Consider the following 24,205-nt stretch of genomic DNA (forward strand, 5'->3'; position numbering starts at 1 on the left):
AAATAGTCGGCGGTCCGCCTTTGTTATGGGGGCGTGTTGATTCACGCCCCTTTTGACGTTTACTTTTTGCACAGCGGCAGGAACAGTTTCAGTTCTGCACTGTGGGTAAGACCAGTTTTCTTGAGAATATTGGAGATGTGGAAACGGACTGTGCGTTCCTTGATGCCCAGTTCCTCGGCAATGGTGATGGCGGTTTTTGCTTCCAGAATTCCCGTGAGTACATCCAGTTCACGTCGGGTGAAGTCAAATTTCTGCTGGTAATAGGCAAGGTCATGGGTGACTGCAGAAAGGCTGTCACCGCTGGCGGTGATTGTCTCCGGCAGCGGGAGGGCAGCCGCCGGAATGGGGGCACCTGTAGGTTCTACAGGTATGACAGGGGCGGGGACTTCGGCGGCATTTCGTTCATAGGTGGGAATTTCCAGCCACTCACGGAAGGCGGCATGGTAGAAAAAGAGATTTAAGAGCGCCAGTATCAGCACATAGGCCGCCATAAAGCCGGGTAAGGAAAAATTATCGAGAATCAGGGCAAAGACATTGGCCGATAACGCCGAAATGGGCAGCGCAAGCGTGCGTCCCATGCCCGCCCATAAAGATGGCTTGTCCGATAGTGGCGCAATATCCATAAAGTAGAGCGTATAGCTCATGATGCAAAAGGAATCAATAAAGTATTCGGTGCTTTGGGCGAGGAAAAACATATCCTGCGTGTTTGTCGTAAGCAGGCTGATTATGCGGAGCAGCAGGGCAAGGGCTGTAACACTGAGAAGATATTTCCGCTGGGCATAATCTGCTACACAGCCCGCAGCTATGATGCCTGCGGGAAAAAACAGACGCGCCGTATCATGAAAAAGGGATTCGTCAAACTGCGCATAGTGTTTCAGTGCCATGATGTCACCGCAGCCGTGCAGTGCTGCCAGGCAGGAAACCATGACGATCAGCATGGCGATAAAACGTGGCGAAGGTGGAACATTGCGCTCGTTCATAGGGGACTGGTCATTTGCGGCAGTTTGCAGGCGGGCATCAAGCGCTGTAAATGAGCGGAAGGCAAGAAAAGACAGACAAAGCAGCACCAGCATGAGCAGATACCCTGATACGTCCTTGCCGCCGGATGAGAGCAGATACTGAATCAAAACGGTCAGCGTGATGGCACCGCCCAGAAACCTTCCACGGAAAGGGGCGGGGATGGTCATGGCACTGACATAATGGGCGCCGCCGGCAAAATAACCTGCTGTCAGCATGAGCAGGCCGAGGGCGGGCAGCGAAGCAGTTGTTCCCATACTGCTAAAAATGGCCAGAACACCGGCAGTAGTCACAAGTAAGAGGTGCTTACGCGCCCAGGAAAAAACACCGACTCCCCCGCGGTGGACAGCAAAGAGTAAAAAGCCACCGGCGACCAGAGAATTGGTGTAGAGCCACAGCCGCACACTGCGTTCCGCCGCATCAGTGCCGAACCATAGCGGCGGTGTCTGCGACTGGGACAGGGCATAAGTCATATATATGTAGAGCATGGAAGCCGCATAATAAAGCAACGGGGGCAGCCAAGCAGGCATGTGCATCATCTCCTATCGTATATGGTTTAGTATAGCAAAGCCAGATTTACATGACAAGGTGCATTAAGGAACCTGTAGACCCTGCAGGTAAGGATTAGTGCGCTATTTTTTTGGCAAATATAAATTTTAGAAAATTTTTTGTAAAATCCTGTAGACCCGTCAGCAGACAAAAGGTTTTTGAATGGTTAGAATAAATGAAAGTGATTGTAACATTATTCCCAAGGAGGGTTTGCCCCGCAAGGGGAGAAAGGAATGTGAGCGAGATGAAATCACCCAAAAAACTAAGACAACAAGTGGCCCTGGCTATGATGCTGGGCGTAGTGGGCTTCTTTCACAGTGCCTATGCTTTGCCGCAGATTGATGGTGCGGCACCTGCCGGTGTGACCATTGCCAGTGAAGGCAGTACCATGAATATCGGCAGTTCGGCTGCGAATAATGTGCTGAACTGGAAGACTTTCTCCATTGGCGAAAGCGAAAAAGTGGCTTTTGATGCGCAAAACTATCTGAATCTCGTCACCGGAACGGAAGCGTCCAGTATCTTAGGACAGCTTACCGGCGGGGGTAGTGTTTACCTGATCAATCCCAACGGCATTCTTTTTGGTGCCAATGCCAAAGTGGATGTGGGGGCATTTTATGCATCTACTCGTAGTATTGAAGATGTGAATACATCAGCTTTTGCCGCTAGTGGTACCAATCCTTTGTTGACTACTGTCAGTGAGGTCGGGGGAGATATTATCAATAGGGGCACCATTGCTGCCAATCAGATTGTGCTGGAGGGGGATCATATCTCCATTCAGAATTACGAAAATATCCAAAATAGCGCAGGTGAGGTATTAAATAGCGATGCCGTTACCCTGAAAGCCACAGGAAGCGGTAATATCCATGTGGGGTATAATATCACTAAATACAGATACGATAACAATATTAATATGGATTATGACTATGATGGAAATTATGCCGCCACATCTACAATGAAAAAAAATGGTGTTGATGCCAACGGCATGTATTATTGGGGAACGAGTCAGGAGAATAACCATCCCACGTTTAATTATGCAGCAACGACCTTGGATGGTACAGCCATAACGGCTACGCCCTACGCCTTGATCCATAACATCTATGAGTGGGAAAATCTCAATCAGGTCAGCTGGGGCTCCAGCAATTTCATGCTGGCTAATGATATTGACGGTACAAACTATACATATACGCCGATAACATCCTTTGATGCACGCACACCGCATCTTGACGGCCTTGGCTACACCATCAAGAATTTGTCTTATGAGGCAGTTTCTGGCGGCAGTCCTGCGGGATTGTTCATTACTCTGAAAGATGCCACAATGGAAAATCTGAATATCGCCAGCAGCACTTCATTCAAGGCGTATCAGGAAGATGTTTCAGCCGGCTGGCGTCATGCGGGCAGCTTGGCCTACGAGACCAAGGGAAATGTTCTCCTGCGTAATGTCCATAGTAGTGCCAATGTCACAAATGGACGCACCATTGGCGGACTTGTCGCCTTTAATCAAGGTGGCGGGCTGACCATAATGGATTCTTCCTTTGATGGCACCGTGACCGGTTCAAGTGACGTGGGCGGCTTAGTTGGCTCGCATGCGGGAAGTAGTATCTACGATACAGGAAAATTGACCATTAAGAATTCCTATAATACGGGCAGTATCTCCTACGATACCACCAATGCTTCTACAAGTGATGCATTGCATATGGGCGGTCTGGTTGGTACTTCGGCAGGAGGTCTTTCCATCGTCAATAGCTATAATACAGGCACGATAGACAGTAGTGCCGCAGAAAATATTACGGGTAGTGTGACATATGTTGGCGGCCTGGCAGGATATGTAAATCAGACAAGGGGAAAAGACAATTATACCATCGAAAAATCCTATAACACTGGTGATGTTATCGCCTATAATCCCAATAGCGAAAGCTATGCCTTTGCCGGGGGCCTGTTTGGCTATTATCAGAACGATAGTGACACGGCCTTGGCCATTTCAGAGGTTTATAATGCCGGCAATGTCAAAGCTCAAGCGACAGCTGTCAACGGTACTAAAGGAAACCGGGCTATCGGTGCTTATGCCGGCGGCTTAATCGGCTACAGCAAGGGGAGTGATGGCAGCGGCGAAGAAGCATTCACCATTAAGAATGCCTATGCAGGCAAACTGGCGGGGGGCGCAACGTCACCGGTTACCATCAGCGGCGGCATCAAAGGCAGTGGCGGTATCATAGGCTATGTGGATGGCGAAGATGGCAAGACCAGCATCAACAACTCCTATTGGTATTCTTCTGCAGGTATGGGGGCTTATGGGGACCGTATTACTAGGGATGGTAATGATTCTCTTGCAGGCAGTGAGTATATCACGGTCAATACCTCCGGCAATTTGGACTATGCAAGTGCATTGGATGCTTATAAGGCAGATAGTGATTCCAAACCCAATCCCCATGCCCTTGCCACGTATACCGCTTTGGGCTGGGATATCGGTAATAACGGCGGCGAAAGCACCGTCTGGCGTATCTTTAACCTTCATACCCCGCCCATGCTGCGTACTTTCCTGAAACCAAAATCCGTGGCGGCTAATGTCACGGTGACCAAGGAATATAACGGCACGGCACAGAGCGTAAATTACAGTGACCTGAATGCCTTGGGCATCTACGGTGACACTACAGGCTCTTTAGGCAGCACTGCCTTTGGCAGTCAGACAAATGCCGGAACGGCTGTCATCGGCTATAACGATAATTCGCCAAACAGTTTGTCCGCACTTACCTGGTCGGGGCAGGATGGCGTGGATTATGATGACATTAATTTTACCATCACGCCGAAGAATGTAAGCGTATCCTTTGCCAATCCCACCAAGGAGTATGACGGTACTGCAACAGCTTCCAGTGCCAATCCTACGTTAACGGGGCTTATCAGCAGTGACAGTGGCAGTGTCAGTGTCAGCGCAGCCAGTGCCGCTTATGACAGTAAAAATGCAGGAACGGGCAAAATAGTGACCTATACGGGGCTTACTTTGGCCGGGGACAAGGCCGCGAACTACAGTCTGACCAATAATGCTGTTAAGGGAACGGGAACCATTACGCAAAAAACGCTGAACGCCAGCTTAGAGGCGATTTCCAAGGTCTATGACGGCACCACAAATGCAGCTGCACCTACACCGACTTTAACCGGTGTGGTAGATGGTGACAACGTCAGTGTAACGGCCAGCGGCAGCTATGACAGCAAAAATGTCGGCAGCCGTACGGTCAATTACACCCTGAATCTTAGCGGCACGGATGCGGCAAATTATAGTCTGTCCGGCACGGCTACAGGAGAAGGAACAATCCATCAAAAGGCGTTGACTGCAAATGTAGAGGCAATTTCCAAGGTCTATGACGGCACCACAAATGCAACTGCACCTACACCGACTTTAACCGGTGTGGTAGATGGTGACAGCGTCAGCGTAACGGCCAGTGGCAGCTATGACAGCAAAAACGCCGGCAGCCGTACGGTCAATTACACCCTGAGTCTTGGCGGCACGGATGCGGCAAATTATAGTCTGTCCAGCACGGCTGTAGGAGAAGGAACAATCCAGCAAAAGGCGTTGACCGCAAATGTAGAGGCGATTTCCAAGGTCTATGACGGCAACACAAATGCGGCTGCACCTACGCCGACTTTAAGTGGTGTGATAGATGGTGACAATGTCAGTGTAACGGCCAGTGGCAGCTATGACAGCAAAAACGTCGGCAGCCGTACGGTAAATTATACATTGAATCTTAGCGGCACGGATGCGGCAAATTATAGTCTGTCCGGCACGGCTACAGGAGAAGGAACAATCCAGCAAAAGGCGTTGACTGCAAATGTAGAGGCAATTTCCAAGGTCTATGACGGCACCACAAATGCAGCTGCACCTACACCGACTTTAACCGGTGTGGTAGATGGTGACAGCGTCAGCGTAACGGCCAGTGGCAGCTATGACAGCAAAAATGCCGGCAGCCGTACGGTCAATTATACATTGAATCTTAGCGGCACGGATGCGGCAAATTATAGTCTGTCCGGCACGGCTACAGGAGAAGGAACAATCCATCAAAAGGTGTTGACTGCAAATGTAGAGGCAATTTCCAAGGTCTATGACGGAACCACAAATGCAGCTGTACCTACACCGACTTTAACCGGTGTGGTAGATGGTGACAGCGTCAGCGTAACGGCCAGTGGCAGCTATGACAGCAAAAATGCCGGCAGCCGTACGGTCAATTACACCCTGAATCTTAGCGGTACGGATGCGGCAAATTATAGTCTGTCCGGTACCACTACAGGAACGGGTACAATCACTTTGCGGCCTGTTATTTTGACGGCAGAGGCAACAGAGATTATTCGCGGCGAGGCAATTCCTGAATTAACAGGTAGTGCTTCGAATATGGTAGCCGGTGAACCGGCACCCACCTGGAGTACGACAGCTGACTCGTCCAGCCGTTCCGGGCAGTACCCCATAATCGGTGCATTGGACAGCTCTATTGCCGGTAACTATGAGGTTACGCAGGCCTCAGGCAATGCTATAGCATTGACCATAAAGGTCAACCCGGATATCCCTGAAGGACCTACTCCGGAAGAACCTACCATCATTCCCACGGAGCCGAAAGAGATTGCCGGTGTAATGGCTGACAGAAGTATTTATCGGAATAATCCGGTCAATGTCGGTCAGGATGCTGCCGTTGTTGCTGCGAAGGAAAGCAGTACCCCTGCTTCGCCACAGGCAGCTGCAACAAGCGTTACAAGTGGTGAAAACACTTCGGTGATGACTGTAACGGAAGAAACGGGCACCACAGAAGTCAAAGATAATGCCGACAGCGAAAAAAACAAATGAAAATTCTACGGACAATATTGAAGGCGAATAAGCATAATGGTTAATTTTCAGGTATATTCTCCTCGGTTCACGGGGAGAATATACCGAAAATAATAGCTATTCAAAGGAGATTTTTTCAATGAACAAACAACTATCAAAAGCAGCACTTACAGCACTTTTGTTATTGGTACCTATGGAATGTAATGCAGCAACCGCCTTAGAGGAACCGGGCGTAAATTTGCCTGCTGCCAAAGAAGATCCTGCAATAGGCAGCGAGGAAACTGCTAAGAAGGACGCGGTCAGTGGTGCTGAATTTTACCTGCACAAGGTTGAACTCATGGACAAAGGTGGTATTTCCGTCAGTGAAAGCAAATTGTTAACTTTTGCTACGCCTTATGTCAAGCAAGTTACCGATATGGCAAAACTGAACGCCATGACCGAAGAAATGACTCGCTACGTCCGTGCGCATGGTTATCCAACGGCTTTGGTATATGTACCTCAGCAGGAAATAACCCGTTCAACCTTGAAAGTGGCAATCCTGCCGGGACGTATTGACAAGGTAAACATCGACAATCAGGCCAAACTTGATGGCAAGGTAGTACAGCGCCTCACCAAAGGCCTGCGTTCCGGCGATATTATCACTTCCCGTTCTATGGAAACTGCGCTTTATAATCTGAACAACTTGCCGGGAGTGAAAGCAGCGGGAGTTCTCTCTCCGGGGAGCACTCAGGGAACCAGTGATCTTACCATAACGGTACGGGATGATAAGCAAAACCAAACCCTGCTTTACGCAGAAAATTATGGCAGCAAATATTCCGGCCGTTATCGTTACGGATTTCAGGAGACATTCAACAATCTTACTCGTCAGGGGGATATGCTCAGAGTGGGGACGCTTATCTCCAATGGCGATTTGCGCAATTATTATGCAGCTTATGAAATGAATGTGGGGCACAGTGGTTCCACGCTGGGCTTGAGCATCAGTCACATGAACTATGAATTGGGAAGTTACCTGGCGAATTTGGGGATGAAGGGCAAGGCGAATACCGTGAGTCTCTATGGAAAAACGCCCCTTTTTCAAACTGCCAGAAGGTCATTGGCCGTAACTTATGGTTATGATTATCGGAAGTTGGAGGATGAGATAACCAATCCTTCATGGAACAGTGAACGCCATTCACATGCGTTGCATGTGGGACTTAGTGGCTCGGCACGGCAGCAAAATTCAGCATTGTTCTACGATCTCACACTTACGCATGGAACATTGGGCACGGATTCGGTTAATGCCGAACAATTAGACAATATCAGTCATTTTTCCGGAAAGTTCACCAAGGGTAATGCCAATATCACCGCTGTGCAGGCATTGGGGCATAGTGTAGATATTTTGTTCAAGGGTCAGGGGCAAATGGCCAGCAAAAATCTTGATAGTTCCGAGCGATTCTATTTGGGTGGCGCTCAGGGAGTCAGAGCGTATCCACAGGGCGAAGCCTCCGGTGATCAAGGAATTTTAGGAACTGCAGAACTGCGGTATCATACACCTGTGCGAGGGTTGACGCTGAGCTGCTATTTGGATGGTGGTGAAGTACGTTTGCAAAAGAGTGGCACTGGCACGACATCTCTTATGGGCTGGGGGATCGGCGTAAGCTACAGCAAGCCGAACAGCTGGTTTGCCCGCCTTGACTATGCAAGACGTATCGGCGGGGATGCTAATCTGTCCGATGCAGCCAAAGCTAAGGACAGAACATGGTTTATTCTGGGGAAAATTTGGTAATAATTTCATATAAAAAGCCGCCGGTCTCCGGTGGCTTTTTTAGTCCCCATATTTTTCTTGACAATTCTGTATTGATTTGTTATTATTTATCTTGTACGAAGCGGGATGGTTACGCAGAAGCGGCCAAACCTTGCAGGCGAAGTATGCCTCTTGGTTAATCCACGCTTTTTTTGTATGTTTAGGATGGTTACATTCAGTTGGCCAAACCTTCAAAGTTATTTAATTTTGGAGGGATTTAAGATGAAGAAGTATGAAGAGCTGGCAAAGGACATTGTCCGGCATGTGGGCGGCGAGGAAAACGTCATCAGCCTTGCCCATTGCATCACGCGGCTGCGGTTCAAGTTGAAGGACGAAGCCAAGGCCGATACCGACTATCTGAAGGCACGCGAGGGCGTGGTGACGGTCATCCAAAGCGGCGGCCAGTATCAGGTGGTTATCGGCAATGAAGTGGCCGATGTTTATGACACGGTGCTGGAGGTCAGCAATATATCCGGCAATGCGCCCAAAGCAGGTGAGGAGGAAGAGGACAAAAACCTCAGTCCGCTCGATCGGTTTATCGACCTGATTTCCGGCGTGTTCCAGCCGGTACTGAGCGTGCTGGTGGCCACGGGTATGATTAAGGGCTTTACGGCGCTCTTTATGGCTACAGGCCTGGTAGCCAAGGACAGTGGCACCGCGCAGATGCTCAATATCTTAGGGGATATGTTCTTCTATTTCCTGCCGATTTTCTTAGGACTCACCGCCGCCCGCAAGTTCAAGATGAATGAATTCACGGGTATGGCGATTGGTGCGGCGCTCGTTTATCCTACGGTGTCGGCCATCATGAAGGGCGACACCCTGTACACGCTCTTTGAAGGCACGATTTTCCAGTCGGCCATTCATATGGAGCTGCTCGGTCTGCCGGTTATCCTGATGAATTACGCCTCCAGCGTTATTCCCATCGTCGTAGCGGTATGGTTCGGCTCGAAGGTGGAACGGCAGATTGCCAAGGCTATGCCCACGATGCTCAAAGGCTTTTTGACGCCGTTTTTCACGCTGCTCATTGTCGTTCCGCTGACCTTTATGGTGATTGGGCCGGTGGCAACCTGGGCTGGTCAGCTGGTCGGTGCAGCTGCGATGGCGATTTACAACGTCAGCCCGGTTGTGGCAGGTCTCTTTATCGGTGCTTTTTGGCAGGTATTCGTCATGTTCGGCCTGCACTGGGGCCTGATTCCCATTATGATCAACAATATCACGGTATATGGCTATGACCCGCTGGTCGTTACCTATTTTGGCTGCTCCTTTGCGCAGATTGGTGTTGTTCTCGGTATCTTCCTGCGCACCCAGGACAAGAAACTCAAGAGCATTTCCTTGCCGGCCTTTATCTCCGGTATCTTCGGTGTAACGGAACCCTGCATTTACGGTATCACCCTGCCGCGGAAAAAATACTTCATCATTTCCTGCATTGGTGGTGCTATCGGCGGTGCCCTGATGGCTATGCTGTCCGTTAATCTCTATATGTTCGGCGGTTTGGGCATCTTCGGTTATCCGACCTTCATTGACCCGAAAACGGGTGAACTTGCCGGTATGTACGGCGGCATGATTGCTTCGGCTGTTTCCTTTGTCTTTGGTCTGGCGGTTACGGCGGTTCTGTACAAAGACGCTGCGCCTGCAGAAAAACTGACGGTAGTAGCGGAAAAAGCAGACGGTACTGCTGAGCGGGAAATCATCAAGGCACCGCTGGCTGGTAAAATCGTAGCATTAGAAGAAGTTCCTGATGAAGCTTTTGCCATGGGCGTACTGGGCAAGGGCATTGCCATTGAACCCAGTGACGGCAAGGTAGTCGCTCCGGCAGACTGTACGGTGATGACGCTGTTCCCGACCGGCCATGCTATCGGTCTGGTTACGGATAAGGGCGCAGAAATCTTAATCCATATCGGCATGGATACGGTGAAGCTGGAAGGCAAATACTTTACCACCAAGGTAAAGCAGGGCGACCATGTACAGGCTGGCACGACTTTGATTGAATTCGACAAGGACAAAATCGCCGCAGCCGGTTACAATACCATTACACCGGTGATTGTCACCAACCATGCCCAGTATATGGATATGGTCGTAACGGATGAAAAAGACGTAGCAGAAGAAGCAAACTTATTGACGGTTATCGCATAAGAAGAGGGTAGAAAAAATGGCATTTCCTAAGGAATTTTTATGGGGCGGCGCAGTAGCCGCCAATCAGTGTGAAGGCGCGTACAACGAGGACGGCAAGGGGTTGGATATTCAGGATATCATGCCCAAGGGACTCAAAGGTGCGCCGACAGCAGAGCCGACTGAAGACAATATGAAACTTGTAGCGATTGATTTCTATCATCGCTATAAAGAGGATATCAAGCTCTTTGCGGAAATGGGTTTTAAGGTGTTCCGCACCTCCATTGCCTGGAGCCGCATATTCCCCAACGGCGATGATGCAGAACCGAATGAAAAGGGGCTGCAGTTCTATGACGATTTGTTCGACGAATGCCACAAATACGGCATTGAACCGCTGGTGACGATTTCCCACTATGAAACGCCGCTCAATCTGGCCCAAAAATACAACGGCTGGGTCAACCATGACCTCATCGGCTTCTATGAAAACTATGTGCGGGTGCTCTTTAAACGCTACAAGGGCAAGGTCAAATACTGGCTGACCTTCAATGAAATCAACTCGGTGCTGCACGCACCACTCATGAGCGGCGGCATTATGACCCCGCTCTCCGAGCTCAGCAAGTCTGACCTCTATCAGGCCTGCCACCATGAACTCGTGGCATCGGCACTCGCCACGAAAATCGGCCATGAGATTGACCCGGACGCCAAAATTGGCTGCATGGTGCTCTCCATGCCGACCTATCCGCTGACGCCGAATCCGGATGATGTCATTGCCACTATGCAGGCCAATAACCTTAACGACTTCTTCGGCGATATGCATGTGCGCGGCGTTTATCCCGGCTATATGAAACGCTATTTCCGTGAAAACGGCATTGAAATCAAGACCACGCCGGAAGAATTGGCACTCCTGAAGGAACATACGGTCGATTTCGTGTCCTTCAGCTACTATGTCAGCATTTGTGAGTCGGCTGACAAGAAGGAAGAAGGCAGCGGCAATATCATTCAGGGCGTGAAGAATCCTTATCTCAAAGAATCCGAATGGGGCTGGCAGATTGACCCGCAGGGCATTCGCTATGTGCTCAACCGCTTCTACAACCGCTGGCAGAAACCGCTCTTTATCGTGGAGAACGGCTTAGGCGCTAAGGATGTATTGGTGGACGACGGCCAGGGCGGCAAGACGGTCAATGATGATTACCGCATTGCCTACCTTAACGACCATCTGAAACAGGTCGAAGAAGCCCTTGAAGATGGCGTGCCCGTGATGGGCTATACCACCTGGGGCTGCATTGACCTCGTCAGCGCATCAACGGCAGAACTGGCCAAGCGCTACGGTTTCATCTATGTAGACCGCAATGATGATGGCACGGGCACGCTCGAACGCTATCGCAAAAAGTCCTTCTATTGGTACAAGGACATCATTGCCAGCAATGGGGAAAAGCTGAAATAACGTAAAACGCAAAACAGGAGCTATGTGAGTGGAAAACAATCCAACTTCACATAGCTCCTTTTTATGTGTTAAAATAATCATAGAGAAATACGGAAGGGGCAAGTGTGATGGCATATTCCAATTTTGATTTTTTATCTGAAAAATTTCCATTACTGGCTCATTTAGGACGGCTGGCCGAAAAGTATGTGTACAGCGATTCCAATTCCTGCTTGTTCAAATTGGGCATGATGGGGGAAAACATGATTAAACTGATGTTTGATTATGATGGCATAGCCCTGCCTGCAGAGGACAAGGCTGTAAATCGTATCAACAAATTGCGGCGGGAAGAACTATTGGATGATGATATGGCATCACTGTTTCATGCCCTGCGAAAAGTACGCAATCAGGCAGGTCATGAAGGATATGAATCCGTAGCTGAGGCCAAAAATTATTTGGGCATTACCTATAGTCTTTCCGAATGGTTTATGCAGACTTATGGCGATTATAATTATCAGAATCGCCCTTTTGTGATGCCTGCCCCGCAAGCGGAACCGGTCAAAAAAGAAATCGCTGATGAAGAAAAATTGGAAAAGCTGCTCATGCAGCAGGCGGCGGAAAAGGCGGCCAAAGCCCCCAAGGTAAAGAAAGCCGACCGGCAGAAATACGCGCAGAAAGCTGCGGGTAAGCGTTATAAATCCGAAGCGGAAACCCGTGTCCTGATAGATGAACAGCTACGGCAGGTAGGCTGGGAAGCCGATACCGAGCGCCTGCGTTACAGCAAGGGCACAAGACCGCAGAAAGGCAGATGTATCGCCATTGCCGAATGGCCTACGGATTCTGCGGACGGCAAGGGCGGCTTTGCCGACTATGCCCTGTTCATTGACTTAAAATTAGTGGCAATTATCGAAGCCAAGGCGGAACATAAAGATGTAGCTGCAGTTATTGATGGCCAGTGCAAGACGTATCCGAAGTTCATCAAGGCTGAACATCAGGAGTACGTTATGGACAGGTGGGGGGAATATCAGGTGCCCTTCACCTTTGCGACCAATGGCAAGCCATACTTGGAGCAGCTTCGCACAAAATCCGGTATTTGGTTTCTGGATTTGCGGCAAAAGACCAATCGCCCGGAACCACTGCGCGGCTGGTTCAGTCCTTTGGGGCTTACGGAATTGTTAAATCGCAATGTAGAAGCAGGGAAGAAAAAACTCAAAGACCTGTCCTATGCCGTATTACAGGACCCGGATGGGTTGAATCTGCGTGCTTATCAGATAGCCGCGATTCAGGCGGCAGAACAAGCTGTTCTGAGTGGTCAGCAGGCTATCCTGTTGGCAATGGCAACAGGTACCGGCAAGACGCGTACCGTGCTGGGGATGATTTATCGTTTCTTAAAGACGCGACGTTTTCAGCGCATTTTGTTTCTCGTTGACCGCACTTCACTGGGAACGCAGGCGCATGATGTATTCAAGGATGTGAAGCTGGAAGAACTCATGTCCCTGAATCAGCTTTACAACATCAAGGGATTGGAGGAAAAACTCATCGACCGGGAAACGCGGGTGCAGGTGGCAACCGTACAGGGCATGATTCAGCGCATTCTGTTCAACGATGATGAACGCAAACCGGCTGTATCGGACTATGATTTAATCATCGTGGATGAAGCCCACAGAGGCTATACGCTGGACAAGCTGATGGCGGAGGAAGAAATTGCCTATCGTGACCAACGGGATTTCCAGAGCAAGTATCGGGCGGTTATCGAGTATTTCAAAGCGGTGAAAATCGCCCTGACGGCTACGCCTGCCCTGCATACCACACAGATTTTCGGTGAACCGGTGTTCAAGTACACCTATCGTGAAGCGGTCATTGATGGGGTCCTCGTGGACTATGATGCGCCGCATATCATCAAAACCAAACTGAGCGAGAGCGGCATCCATTACGGCAAGGGCGATACCGTGGCAGTTTATGACCCTGCGACTGGGGAAATCACCAACAGCGAAGCCTTGGAAGATGAGCTGGACTTTGATGTGGAAAATTTCAATCGGCAGATTATCGTGCCGGACTTCAACCGCAAAGTGCTCGCAGAAATTGCCAAAGATATTGACCCCACGGACGAATTAAGCGGCAAGACGCTTATCTATGCCGTAAACGATGCTCATGCGGATATGATTGTGGACATCCTGCGCCAAATCTATGCCGAAATGGACATTGACCAGGATGCCATCATGAAAATAACGGGCAGTATCGAAAACGGCAATCCGAAGAAAATACAGGAGGTTATCCGCACCACCCGCAACAATCAGTATCCGAGCATTATCGTGACCGTTGACCTCCTGACTACGGGCATAGATATTCCCGCCATCAGCCGTCTGGTCTTTATGCGGCGGGTGAAATCCCGTATCCTCTTTGAACAGATGCTGGGGCGGGCTACGCGCCTGTGTCCTGCCATCAACAAAGACCATTTCGAGATTTATGACCCTGTGGGCACCTTTGCCAGTCTGGAAAAGGTCTGCACCATGAAACCCGTAGCGGCAAATCCCAATATAACCATTACGCAGTTGATTGATACTCTGCCGCAAGATGGAGAAAAAGCGGAGAGCGAAGCCGTGCTGACGCATCAGCTTGCGCAGATTCTCGCCAAAATCCAGCGCAAGGGGCGGACGATTACCGCAGAGCAGGAAGAACAGTTTAAGGCGATGACCGGGGCGAAGTCCTATGCCGCCTATATCCGTGATTTAGCGGAACAGGAGGATAATACCATTTGTGCTAAACTCCTAAAGGATAAGGAAGCGTTCAGCTTTTTGGAAAATGTTATCCGTCCGGGCATGGCACAGGTGGTGTCCGATGCCGAAGATGAAGTGACTTATCACGGGCAGGAGTACGGCAATGAGGGGCGGCGCCCGGAGGATTATCTGGAAGAATTTACCGTCTATATCAAAGAGCATATCAATGAAGTGGCGGCACTCAGCATTATCTGTACCAGACCGGCGGAACTCACCCGCCAAAGTTTGAAGGAGTTGTCGTTGCAGTTGGATAGGGATGGCTATGCGCCGACACAGCTCGATTCGGCGATAAGTGCCATCAATGCGGAAGAAGCTGGTGCCGATATCATCAGCATTATCCGCCGCTATGCCATTGGCGCCCGGCTGATGAATCATCGGGAAAAGGTGGAGCAGGCGGTGAAACGCCTGCGGGCCAATCATAACTTTACGAAGATGCAGGACACTTGGATAGAATTGATGAAAAACTATCTGCTTAACGAGCCAGTGCTGAATCGGGCGGCGTTTGACGAGGACTTTCGCCTGCGCAAGCAGGGCGGCTCTGCACGGGCAGACAAACTGTTGGACGGACAGCTCAATCCGATTATTGCGGAACTGAATGAATATATGTATGACGATGGAGGAAAAAGCGCGTGACAACTCAGGAAATAGTAGGCAAATTATGGAAACTTTGCGATGTACTGCGGGATGATGGTATCACCTATCATCAGTATGTAACGGAACTGACTTATATTCTGTTCCTCAAAATGGCGAAGGAAACAGGCACCGAGGACACCATTCCCGCAGGTTATCGCTGGGATGATTTAGCCGTATTGGACGGTATGGAACTGAAAAACTTTTACAAGGAACTGCTGGAATATCTGGGCACAGAATGTCAGGGGCGCATCCGTGAAATCTATAATGGTGCATCCACGAGTATTGATGAACCGGCAAACCTCAAAAAGCTCATCACGTCCATTGATGAACTGGACTGGTTCAGTGCCAAAGAAGAAGGGTTAGGCAATCTGTATGAAGGTTTGCTGCAGAAAAACGCCGAAGAAAAAAAATCCGGTGCCGGACAGTATTTCACGCCGCGCCCGTTGATTGATGTGATGACGAAACTCGTGAAACCACAGGCCGGCGAGAAATGCAATGACCCCGCCTGCGGTACTTTCGGCTTTATGATTTCCGCCTTCCAGTACGTTTACAAGCATACGAACAACTTTATGGACTTGGATAGCGACCAGGCGCAGTTTGAATACGAAAAAGCTTTCACAGGTTGTGAACTGGTGCATGACACACACCGGCTGGCGCTGATGAATGCCATGCTCCATGAAATCGAGGGCAAGATTACCTTGGGCGATACGCTCTCACCCTTGGGGAAATATCTGGATGACTATGATGTGGTACTCGCCAATCCGCCATTTGGCACGAAAAAAGGCGGCGAACGCGCGACCCGCGATGATTTGGATGTCATCACCAGCAACAAACAGCTCAATTTCCTCCAACACATCTATAAGAGTCTCAAAAAGAATGGCAAGGCGCGGGCGGCGGTAGTTCTGCCGGATAACGTGCTCTTTGCCGATGGGGATGGCGCAAAAATCCGCGCCAATCTCATGGATAAATGCAATTTGCATACCATTCTGCGCCTGCCCACAGGCATTTTCTATGCGCAGGGGGTTAAGACCAATGTGCTGTTTTTTACCAGAGGAACAACCGACAAGGACAATACCAAGGAAGTGTGGTTCTACGACCTGCGCACCAATATGCCGTCCTTTGGCAAAACCAATCCGCTGAAACAGGAACACTTTGATGGTTTTATGAAAGCCTATGAAGCCGAGGACAGAACCAAGGTTGAGGACGAGCGTTGGAGTGTGGTGAGCCGTGCAGAAATCGAAGCCCGTGGGGACAGCCTTGACCTTGGGCTGATTAAGGATGACAGCATCGTAGACTACGAAGACCTGCCCGACCCGCTGGAAGCTGCCGAAAACGCCGCCGATACCTTGGAAGAAGCTGTGGATATGCTGCGGGCGGTGGCTAAGGAACTGAAACAGCTGGAAGTGTAAATATTGATTTTGATAGTGTTCCATGGTACAATATAAGCAACAAAAGGGCTTCTCCATGTGCCCCAAGATACATGGATTGATACAAAAGGGTTTCCCGGTGTACCCCAAAGCACATCGGCTTTGAATCAAATGGGTTTCCCAATGTGCCCCAAGATACATTGGCTGAGAGGGGGAGGCTGCGGCTTCCCTCTTTTATTTTGCTTAGGAGTTGATTGTGTGGCTGTTATAAGGAATGGAATTTATTTTTTGAAACAGGATTTTTATAGTGTGATAAAGAAAGTTGGCGGAATTTGTCAGGATAGAAAAAAGCGCCCTGTGATTGCTCTGGTACCATCTTTGGAAGATTGTAGGATATATTGGGCTATACCTATGGGAGATTTTAGCCATCGAACGCCAAAACAGATTGAGCGATTAGAAAAATTTATGAATAGTCCTAAGTCAGAATTACGTTCTTGTTTTTATCATGTAGGCAATACGGATAAGAAGTCGATTTTCTTTATCAGTGATGTACTTCCAGTTACGGAAAAATATATTGAACGCGAATACATAGCACATAATCAGCCGGTAGTTATCAAGAATAAAAATCTTATCGTAGAGTTAAATCGTAAGGTATCACGAATACTAGCTTATGAGAAAAGTTATTTGCGTGCGAAGGGAAAAGCGTTCTTTCGACAAAATATATATGGAATTTATCATGAATTGCTGCAAGAGACAGATTGAAAGGTGCCGATTACCATGGCAAAGAAGCAACTGACAATAGAAGAAAAATTACAAGCGGCACTGGTGCCGGCAGAGGAACAGCCATATAAGGTGCCGGAGAATTGGTGCTGGGTAAGGCTGGATAAGTTATATCGTGTAAATCCTAAGAATGAAAATACTGATGATGATATGAGAGCTTCTTTTATTTCAATGGCTAATATTGATGGGGGCATGGCAAGTAACTTTACTTATGAAATACAACCTTGGAAGCAAGCGAAAAAAGGACATACGCAAATGGCAGATGGAGATGTGGCGTTTGCAAAAATAAGTCCATGCTTTGAAAATCGGAAATCAATGATAGTTGAAGGATTAGAAAATGGTATTGGTGGAGGAACGACAGAACTTATAATACTACGTCAGCCTAATGTTAATAAAAAATATACATTTTGGCTGGTATCAACGGAGGAGTTTATAAGTAAAGGTCGCACTACTTATTCAGGGACAGTAGGTCAGCAACGGATAAGCATGGATTTTGTAAAAAACTATCCTGTTCCGTTGGCACCGTTAAAAGAACAGTCCCGCATAGTTGCTCGTATCGAATCCCTTTTCGCCAAGCTGGACGAAGCCAAGGAAAAAATACAGGAAGTTCTCGATGGAGCCGACCTGCGCCGTGCCGCTATTCTTCATCAGGCTTTCACAGGCAAGTTGACGGAGAAGTGGAGAAGGGAAAATGGTGTAAGTGATGATAGCAGAGAAACATCTAATGTTAAAAGTATTTGTAATTCCTTGAAGTATGGAACGGCAAAAAAATCAGTTCAAGATGGTGACGTAGCTGTTTTACGAATGGGAAATTTGCAGAATGGGGAGATAGATTGGGGGTCGTTGGTTTATTCGAATGACCAAGATGATATAGAAAAGTATTCATTAAAAGATGGCGATGTTTTATTTAATAGAACAAACAGTGCAGAATTAGTGGGGAAAACATCCATATATCGAGGAGAAAGGCCTGCTATATATGCTGGCTATTTGATAAAGTTGGATTATAAGCGCGATAAAATAATTGGTGATTTTTTTAACTATATGTTAAATAGTCCAAAAGCCAAAGAGTATTGTAATAAGGTTAAGACAGATGGCGTAAATCAATCTAACATTAATGCAAAAAAAATAGGTGCATTTGAATTTGATGTGCCGACAATCCTTGAGCAACAAGAAATCGTCCGTCTGTTGGACAATCTGCTCTCCCGCGAACAATCCACCGTCACCGCCTGCGAAGAAGCCCTGACCACCATCGACACCCTCAAAAAATCCATCCTTGCCCGCGCCTTCCGTGGTGAACTGGGAACAAACGACCCCTCCAACCCCAGTGCCAAGGAACTGTTGCGGGAAATTCTGTCAGCGTAATTCAGTGATAGTAGTAGCCTAAAATTTCACATAACATACATCTTGAAGTGTTTTGGCGGCTGTGATATACTTTTTATAAGCGACAAACCCGATTTGTCAAAGAGGTACAAAAGGAACCCCCCGGAAGGAATGCGACTCCAACCGGGGGGTTCTTGCATAATTGGCGGCTATGCCAGACCGAGCCTATGTCACCCAAAGATTAATGTGATTAACAAGTCTAGGCATTTAGCGAGGTAATATGCGACAACACTCGCAGCGACTGAAACCACAAAGTCCCGAAATGTCAAATTGGCACCCCCCTTCCTGTTACCAGTATGGGGCGGGCAACATATCTAGTATAGCATAATCAAATATTACAGAAAAGCCCATGAACTTGTGCGTTCAGGGCTTTAGATGTGGAAAGGAAGTAGCATTGACACTCCTCCCTATGGATAAATTATCATAAAGTAATGGACTTACGCCGCCAACCGGCTGTGCAGTATGGCAGGCTTTCCTTGCGGGTTAGTTTCGTGCATGTTGCCGGACTGTTTATCGGCAAGCAGCATTTTGTATTTCCGCAGGCGCATGTCCTGGGCAATGGTGTAGGCGGCGAGGCAGACCACCAAAACAATCAGGATAATGTTCATAATTACTTCGTAATGAATGATTGCGTTCGTCATAGTGATACCTCCGTAAAATGATATGGGGAAAAGGATAATCCCTGTATTATTGCGTTATATCTTTATATGGTTATATACGATTGAAAAAAATCTTTATTACAGCCTAAGAAAAAATCATACGCGAATTTTTTTGAGAAACTGGCTGTCAACGCTGTCACTGGGGCGGATATCGTAGCCGAGTTTTGCCATTTCCTGTAGTTTTATCAAGGTCAGATTGATGTTGCAGTTCATCTTCTGGGCGAGTGTGAATTCATCACAGCCTTCCTTTAGTTCGGCGTAAACCGCGTCCGTATCCATCAGCAGATGGGCGGCAAAGGCGTTGGCTTCGTATTCGGTGCGGCTGTTCAGGCGGAAAAGTTCAAATTCGTGCATCTGCTGATGTTTGGCAATGTCACGGTGCAGCTGGTCATGACCGATTTCATGCGCCAGAACCATGTTCTGCCAAATATCATCTAAATTGGTGTTGAGAAAAATAAAGCGGTTGCGCCATTGGCAGAAGTACATACCTAAAAGTTTCGAGAAGTTTTCATTATAAAGAACCTTGATGTTGAGTTCCTTGGCTACCTGTCGCATATCCCGGCGGCCAACTTGCCGGATGATTTCCCGGGCACGTTTATGGCACTGTTCTGAATCCATGGAATCACTCCTTAGATTTTTTTCGGTACTTCCGGTTTTCCTTTTTTGCCAGCCAGTAAGCCTCCTGCAGGGATTGCATAACGGCATCCCGGTCTTCTTCGCTGAGCTCGCCCCCCGCAAAGAGTCCGGATAATTCATTAACCAGCATGGTTGCCTGTTTCATGCCTGTGCGGCCGTATTTTTCTCTAGCTTGACTTAAAAAGTCTTCGTTTTCGGTGTAGAGGTAGTTGGTGTCTACACCAAACAACTCTGCCAATTTTGCATAGCGTTCCCGGGTTTTGGGATAGCGGCCATCACGTTCATAGGAAACATAGGTGCGACGGGTTACGCCGATGGCTGTAGCTACAGCCTCCTGACTCATTCCTTTCTGGCTGCGCAGCTGCCGTAATTTTTCTGCGAAGTTCATGATAATCAAACTCCTTTATAAAAGTGAAATTAAGTTACTCGTAGTGTAACATAATGGCAGTTGAAAATCAAGTCTAAGTTTTTCTTGACAATTCTTTATTGATTTATTATTGTTTATCTTGTATGAAGCAGGATGGCTGCGCATAAGCAGCCAAACCTTGCAGGTAGATATGTCTCAAGGAATTTCATCAGGGAAGTTTTTGTAGAAAGAAGGAGATCTATATGGATACCATTGCGTTGATTGCTCATGATAAGAAAAAAGAAGTAATGTTGGATTTTGCTTCTCATCACAAAGCTTTGCTGGAGAAATTTCATTTAGTAGCTACCCATACTACGGGCACATTGCTCAAGGAAAAGCTGGGGCTGGATGTGGAAACGATGATGTCGGGGCCGTTGGGGGGCGATCAGCAGATTGGTGCTTTAGTAGCCACGGAAAAGGTACAGTATGTCATTTTCCTGCGTGACCCGTTGACTGCACAGCCTCATGAGCCGGATATTAATGCTTTGTTGAGACTTTGCGATGTGCATAATATTCCCTTGGCTACAAATCGTAAGAGTGGCCATATTTTGCTGGAATATGCAGACAAGAAACTTAGCTGTTGATTTTTTGAGAGAATAAGCAGGTGTTTTGCTATTTATGGCGAATTAATAACTGTATATGATTTGCAAAGGAGGTGTAAATGATGGCAGATTGTATTTTTTGCAAGATTGCAGGCAAGGAAATTCCGTCCACGGTAGTCTATGAAGACGAAACGGTGCTGGCGTTCAAGGATTTGGAACCGCAGGCCCCTGTACATGTGCTCGTGATTCCGAAAAAACACGTGGAAAGTGTAGCCGCATTAAAGGCTGAGGACAAGGAACTGGTTGCGCATATTCTGGTCGAGGTGATTCCGCAGATTGCACGTGATTTGGGTGTAGCAGAATCCGGTTTCCGTGTGGTTGCCAATACCGGCGATGAAGGCGGTCAGACCGTGAAACATCTGCATTTCCATCTCTTAGGCGGTCGCTCCATGCAATGGCCCCCAGGCTAACGATTTGTGCGGATTTGTGTTGACAGGCTCGCCATCTCTATTGTATAATATCGTGGTGTAGTTTTAGAAACACAAACTCCCATGTTAAGTGGAGGGGGGGAAAAATAGATGGCAAACGAAATTAAAGTTGGTAAAAACGAATCAATCGATAGTGCTCTCCGCCGCTTCAAGCGTATGTCCCAGAAAGCTGGCACGCTGGCTGAAGTGAGAAAACGTGAACATTACGAGAAACCGAGCGTTCGCCGCAAGAAGAAATCTGAAGCAGCTCGTAAACGCAAGTTCAGATAATTTGCGCGAGACACCTGCAGGTCGTAAGATTTTCAGGTGTCTTTTTGTTATATGGATTTATAATGGAGGAAGAAGACATGTCGTTAAAAGAACAGCTTACCGCAGATATGAAAGAAGCCATGAAGAACAAGGAAAAGGAACGTCTGGCCGTTATCCGTATGGTGCGCGGTGCTATCCGTCAGCAGGAAATTGATGGCCAGAAGGAACTCGGCGAGGAAGATGTAATCGCGGTTATCAGCAAGGAAGTAAAGATGCGCCGTGATTCCATCGAGGAATTCCAGAAGGGCGGCCGTGAGGATTTGGTGGAAAAGACGCAGGCGGAAATCGATGTGCTCCTGCCTTACCTGCCGGCTCAGCTGTCTGAAGATGAAGTGCGTGAACTCGTGAAGGCTGCGGTAGAACAGACCGGAGCTGCTACGCCGAAGGATATGGGCAAGGTTATGGGCGTGCTGATGCCGAAGGTTAAGGGGCGCGCTGATGGGAAGATGGTTAATACAATTGTGAAGAGCTTCTTGCAGGGGTAAGGGGAACATCGTTGCAGGAAGGCGCCCGCGGGGGACTGGTAATATTTTTCTTCGCTTAGACAAGCTTGTCAAACGCTGCGAAAAACATCACCAGTCCCCCGCGGGCTTAGGCTGTAGGTTACATAAATGATAAGGTGCCCGTGGGGGCTGGCAGTATTTTTCCTCCGCTGAGACAGGCTTGTCAAACGCTACGGAAAAACACCGCCTTCCGGGGTGTCCACTGGACACCCGCGACTATGTCGCCCCCCACGGGCTTAGTACGATACGATTGCTCCGCTAAGACAGGCTTGTCAAAAGCTGCGGAAAAACATCACCAGCCTACATGAGCTTAATACGATGTGCTTGTATTTTGCAGGATTTTTTGTAGGATATGTGGAAATACTCTCAAGGGGGTGAGGTTATGGATGTGGCGATTAATATGCCGGTGCTGCAGATGCTTTTGCTGGTGATTATGTTTTTGGCTATTATGGTCGAGATTAAGACTGGCGGCATGGGTGCGGGCATTTTGTTGGGGCTGGTGGCTGCTGGCGTCTTTTGGGGCAGTCAGTATGTGAAAGGTTTGGTTTCGCTTTATCAGATTGCCATTTTTATGGGTGGTATTATCTGTATTATCGTGGAAATGCTGCTGCCGACAGTGGGGCTCTTAGCTGGACTGGGTGTAGCGGCGATGCTCTATAGTGTGGTATTGGCTTTGGGCGGTGACATTCATGCGCTGTATGCCATGCTGATTTCCTTTGTGGCGTCGATTGTGATTTTTGCCCTGATTGTGAAACGTCTGCCATCGAGCAAGCTGTGGAATAAAGTGGTGTTGAAGGACGAATCACGTTCTGAGCGTGGGTTTGTCAGTGCGGCACCGCGTGAGTCTCTGCTGGGAACTGTTGGGGAAGTGCTCACGGAGCTGCGTCCTTCCGGCAGCGTGCGGCTGAATGGCAAGCCTGTGGATGTGGTTTCCGAAGGTGCTTTTGTGCCGAAAGGTGCACAGGTTCAAGTGGTGGCAGTCGAAGGAAACCGTGTAGTTGTACGACAAGTTTAAGGGGGTTTTTGTTTATGGGCGGTTTGATTGGAACAGGTTTTCTGTTAGTCCTGATTATTGCGTTTGTCATGGTGTTCCTGCATTTTGTTCCCATTGGGTTGTGGATTTCCGCATTGGCGGCCAATGTGCGGGTAGGTATTATGACGCTGGTCGGTATGCGCATGCGCCGTGTACCGCCGAATAAGATTATCCTGCCGCTCATCAAGGCCAATAAAGCCGGTCTTGATGTAGCCGTTAATCAGCTCGAGGCACATTATCTGGCAGGCGGCAACGTGGATAAGGTCGTGGATGCCCTTATCGCGGCTCATCGTGCACAGATTCCACTGCCCTTTGAACGCTCAGCGGCTATCGACCTCGCTGGTCGTGATGTGCTCGAAGCGGTGCAGATGAGCGTTAATCCGAAGGTTATTGAAACGCCGGTGGTTTCGGCTGTAGCGAAAAATGGTATTGAACTCAAAATCAAGGCGCGTGTGACGGTTCGTGCCAATATTGACCGTTTGGTTGGTGGTGCTGGCGAACCCACGATTATTGCCCGTGTTGGCGAAGGTATCGTCACGACGGTTGGTTCTTCCGAAAGCCATAATGATGTGTTAGCCAATCCGGACGATATTTCCAAAACTGTATTGGGCAAGGGGCTTGATGCCGGTACGGCCTTTGAAATCCTCTCCATTGATATCGCCGATGTGGATGTAGGCCGTAATATCGGTGCTGAACTGCAGACCGACCAGGCTGAAGCCGACAAGCGTATCGCCCAGGCAAAAGCCGAAGAACGCCGTGCGATGGCTGTGGCCAAAGAGCAGGAAATGAAGGCTTATACGCAGGAAATGGAAGCCAAGGTCGTCGAAGCACAGGCCGAAGTTCCGCATGCAATGGCACAGGCTTTGCGGGAAGGCAAGCTCGGGGTTATGGATTACTATAATCTCAACAATGTGCAGGCCGATACGGATATGCGCAACGCCATCAGCACGAGCAGTGCAGGCAGCAAGCTGCAGGCGCCGGCGGCACCGGTAAAATAAGGGGGGATTCCC

General features: G+C 48.6%; 18 protein-coding genes. 14 read left to right on the forward strand and 4 right to left on the reverse strand.

The genetic code is table 11. The features are described 5' to 3' along the window. Window positions 1–59: 59 nt before the first annotated feature. Complete coding sequence (locus G598_RS16580; RefSeq protein WP_037362711.1) at window positions 60–1,547, reverse strand: helix-turn-helix transcriptional regulator; 1,488 nt, start codon at window positions 1,545–1,547, stop codon at window positions 60–62. A gap of 263 nt (window positions 1,548–1,810) precedes the next feature. On the opposite strand from G598_RS16580, the gene G598_RS0100690 reads away from it, so the two are divergent. From G598_RS0100690 to G598_RS16585, 8 genes are all read left to right on the forward strand, one after another. Then, window positions 1,811–6,391 (forward strand): beta strand repeat-containing protein, encoded by a 4,581-nt coding sequence (locus G598_RS0100690; RefSeq protein WP_245582719.1) that lies wholly within the window; start codon window positions 1,811–1,813, stop codon window positions 6,389–6,391. A gap of 118 nt (window positions 6,392–6,509) precedes the next feature. After that, window positions 6,510–8,135: a ShlB/FhaC/HecB family hemolysin secretion/activation protein gene (locus G598_RS0100695; protein ID WP_026765309.1), complete on the forward strand. Its 1,626-nt coding sequence runs from the start codon at window positions 6,510–6,512 to the stop codon at window positions 8,133–8,135. A 240-nt stretch (window positions 8,136–8,375) separates the two neighbouring features. After that, window positions 8,376–10,286 (forward strand): beta-glucoside-specific PTS transporter subunit IIABC, encoded by a 1,911-nt coding sequence (locus G598_RS0100700; RefSeq protein WP_026765310.1) that lies wholly within the window; start codon window positions 8,376–8,378, stop codon window positions 10,284–10,286. A 16-nt stretch (window positions 10,287–10,302) separates the two neighbouring features. Next, window positions 10,303–11,706: a glycoside hydrolase family 1 protein gene (locus G598_RS0100705; RefSeq protein ID WP_026765311.1), complete on the forward strand. Its 1,404-nt coding sequence runs from the start codon at window positions 10,303–10,305 to the stop codon at window positions 11,704–11,706. 107 nt (window positions 11,707–11,813) lie between these two features. Next, window positions 11,814–15,092 (forward strand): type I restriction-modification system endonuclease, encoded by a 3,279-nt coding sequence (hsdR, locus tag G598_RS0100710; RefSeq protein ID WP_026765312.1) that lies wholly within the window; start codon window positions 11,814–11,816, stop codon window positions 15,090–15,092. Next, the gene (locus G598_RS0100715; RefSeq protein ID WP_026765313.1) at window positions 15,089–16,501 is read left to right on the forward strand and encodes a class I SAM-dependent DNA methyltransferase; all 1,413 of its coding nucleotides are present in this window, start codon (window positions 15,089–15,091) and stop codon (window positions 16,499–16,501) included. Before hsdR ends, G598_RS0100715 begins: the two co-directional genes overlap by 4 nt. A gap of 216 nt (window positions 16,502–16,717) precedes the next feature. Beyond that, entirely contained in the window at window positions 16,718–17,221 is a 504-nt protein-coding gene (locus G598_RS0100720) for a hypothetical protein (RefSeq protein ID WP_026765314.1), read from the forward strand. 15 nt (window positions 17,222–17,236) lie between these two features. Next, entirely contained in the window at window positions 17,237–18,601 is a 1,365-nt protein-coding gene (locus G598_RS16585; RefSeq protein ID WP_037362714.1) for a restriction endonuclease subunit S, read from the forward strand. Window positions 18,602–19,056: 455 nt separating this feature from the next. Here G598_RS16585 and G598_RS0100730 read toward each other — a convergent pair whose 3' ends face one another. The 3 genes from G598_RS0100730 to G598_RS0100740 form a co-directional block, all read right to left on the reverse strand. After that, entirely contained in the window at window positions 19,057–19,260 is a 204-nt protein-coding gene (locus G598_RS0100730) for a hypothetical protein (RefSeq protein WP_026765315.1), read from the reverse strand. Window positions 19,261–19,374: 114 nt separating this feature from the next. After that, entirely contained in the window at window positions 19,375–19,896 is a 522-nt protein-coding gene (locus G598_RS0100735; protein WP_026765316.1) for an ImmA/IrrE family metallo-endopeptidase, read from the reverse strand. A 4-nt stretch (window positions 19,897–19,900) separates the two neighbouring features. Then, window positions 19,901–20,302: a helix-turn-helix domain-containing protein gene (locus G598_RS0100740; protein WP_026765317.1), complete on the reverse strand. Its 402-nt coding sequence runs from the start codon at window positions 20,300–20,302 to the stop codon at window positions 19,901–19,903. Window positions 20,303–20,523: 221 nt separating this feature from the next. On the opposite strand from G598_RS0100740, the gene G598_RS0100745 reads away from it, so the two are divergent. The 6 genes from G598_RS0100745 (at window position 20,524) to floA (ending at window position 24,193) form a co-directional block, all read left to right on the forward strand. Next, window positions 20,524–20,904: a methylglyoxal synthase gene (locus tag G598_RS0100745; RefSeq protein ID WP_026765318.1), complete on the forward strand. Its 381-nt coding sequence runs from the start codon at window positions 20,524–20,526 to the stop codon at window positions 20,902–20,904. Window positions 20,905–20,984: 80 nt separating this feature from the next. Beyond that, window positions 20,985–21,332, forward strand: a complete 348-nt coding sequence (locus G598_RS0100750) for a histidine triad nucleotide-binding protein (RefSeq protein WP_026765319.1) — start codon at window positions 20,985–20,987, stop codon at window positions 21,330–21,332. A 108-nt stretch (window positions 21,333–21,440) separates the two neighbouring features. Continuing rightward, window positions 21,441–21,620, forward strand: coding sequence for a 30S ribosomal protein S21 (gene rpsU / locus G598_RS0100755; RefSeq protein WP_014425320.1), 180 nt, complete (start codon window positions 21,441–21,443; stop codon window positions 21,618–21,620). A gap of 77 nt (window positions 21,621–21,697) precedes the next feature. Next, a complete protein-coding gene (locus tag G598_RS0100760; protein ID WP_026759209.1) occupies window positions 21,698–22,144 on the forward strand; it encodes a GatB/YqeY domain-containing protein in 447 nt (148 codons plus the stop codon). A gap of 400 nt (window positions 22,145–22,544) precedes the next feature. Further along, window positions 22,545–23,177 (forward strand): NfeD family protein, encoded by a 633-nt coding sequence (locus G598_RS0100765; RefSeq protein WP_026765320.1) that lies wholly within the window; start codon window positions 22,545–22,547, stop codon window positions 23,175–23,177. A 14-nt stretch (window positions 23,178–23,191) separates the two neighbouring features. Next, the gene (gene floA, locus G598_RS0100770) at window positions 23,192–24,193 is read left to right on the forward strand and encodes a flotillin-like protein FloA (protein WP_026765321.1); all 1,002 of its coding nucleotides are present in this window, start codon (window positions 23,192–23,194) and stop codon (window positions 24,191–24,193) included. Window positions 24,194–24,205: the final 12 nt, after the last annotated feature.

It is taken from the genome of Selenomonas ruminantium subsp. ruminantium ATCC 12561 (assembly GCF_000424065.1).
Taxonomy (GTDB): domain Bacteria; phylum Bacillota; class Negativicutes; order Selenomonadales; family Selenomonadaceae; genus Selenomonas_A; species Selenomonas_A ruminantium.

Bases quoted from the DNA above. Each gene is read 5' to 3' on its own strand.
- G598_RS16580 (WP_037362711.1), bottom strand. From the start codon at position 1,547: ATGCCTGCTTGGCTGCCCCCGTTGCTTTATTATGCGGCTTCCATGCTC.
- G598_RS0100690 (WP_245582719.1), top strand. From the start codon at position 1,811: ATGAAATCACCCAAAAAACTAAGACAACAAGTGGCCCTGGCTATGATG.
- G598_RS0100695 (WP_026765309.1), top strand. From the start codon at position 6,510: ATGAACAAACAACTATCAAAAGCAGCACTTACAGCACTTTTGTTATTG.
- G598_RS0100700 (WP_026765310.1), top strand. From the start codon at position 8,376: ATGAAGAAGTATGAAGAGCTGGCAAAGGACATTGTCCGGCATGTGGGC.
- G598_RS0100705 (WP_026765311.1), top strand. From the start codon at position 10,303: ATGGCATTTCCTAAGGAATTTTTATGGGGCGGCGCAGTAGCCGCCAAT.
- hsdR (WP_026765312.1), top strand. From the start codon at position 11,814: ATGGCATATTCCAATTTTGATTTTTTATCTGAAAAATTTCCATTACTG.
- G598_RS16585 (WP_037362714.1), top strand. From the start codon at position 17,237: ATGGCAAAGAAGCAACTGACAATAGAAGAAAAATTACAAGCGGCACTG.
- G598_RS0100730 (WP_026765315.1), bottom strand. From the start codon at position 19,260: ATGACGAACGCAATCATTCATTACGAAGTAATTATGAACATTATCCTG.
- G598_RS0100735 (WP_026765316.1), bottom strand. From the start codon at position 19,896: ATGGATTCAGAACAGTGCCATAAACGTGCCCGGGAAATCATCCGGCAA.
- G598_RS0100740 (WP_026765317.1), bottom strand. From the start codon at position 20,302: ATGAACTTCGCAGAAAAATTACGGCAGCTGCGCAGCCAGAAAGGAATG.
- G598_RS0100745 (WP_026765318.1), top strand. From the start codon at position 20,524: ATGGATACCATTGCGTTGATTGCTCATGATAAGAAAAAAGAAGTAATG.
- G598_RS0100750 (WP_026765319.1), top strand. From the start codon at position 20,985: ATGGCAGATTGTATTTTTTGCAAGATTGCAGGCAAGGAAATTCCGTCC.
- rpsU (WP_014425320.1), top strand. From the start codon at position 21,441: ATGGCAAACGAAATTAAAGTTGGTAAAAACGAATCAATCGATAGTGCT.
- G598_RS0100760 (WP_026759209.1), top strand. From the start codon at position 21,698: ATGTCGTTAAAAGAACAGCTTACCGCAGATATGAAAGAAGCCATGAAG.
- G598_RS0100765 (WP_026765320.1), top strand. From the start codon at position 22,545: ATGGATGTGGCGATTAATATGCCGGTGCTGCAGATGCTTTTGCTGGTG.
- floA (WP_026765321.1), top strand. From the start codon at position 23,192: ATGGGCGGTTTGATTGGAACAGGTTTTCTGTTAGTCCTGATTATTGCG.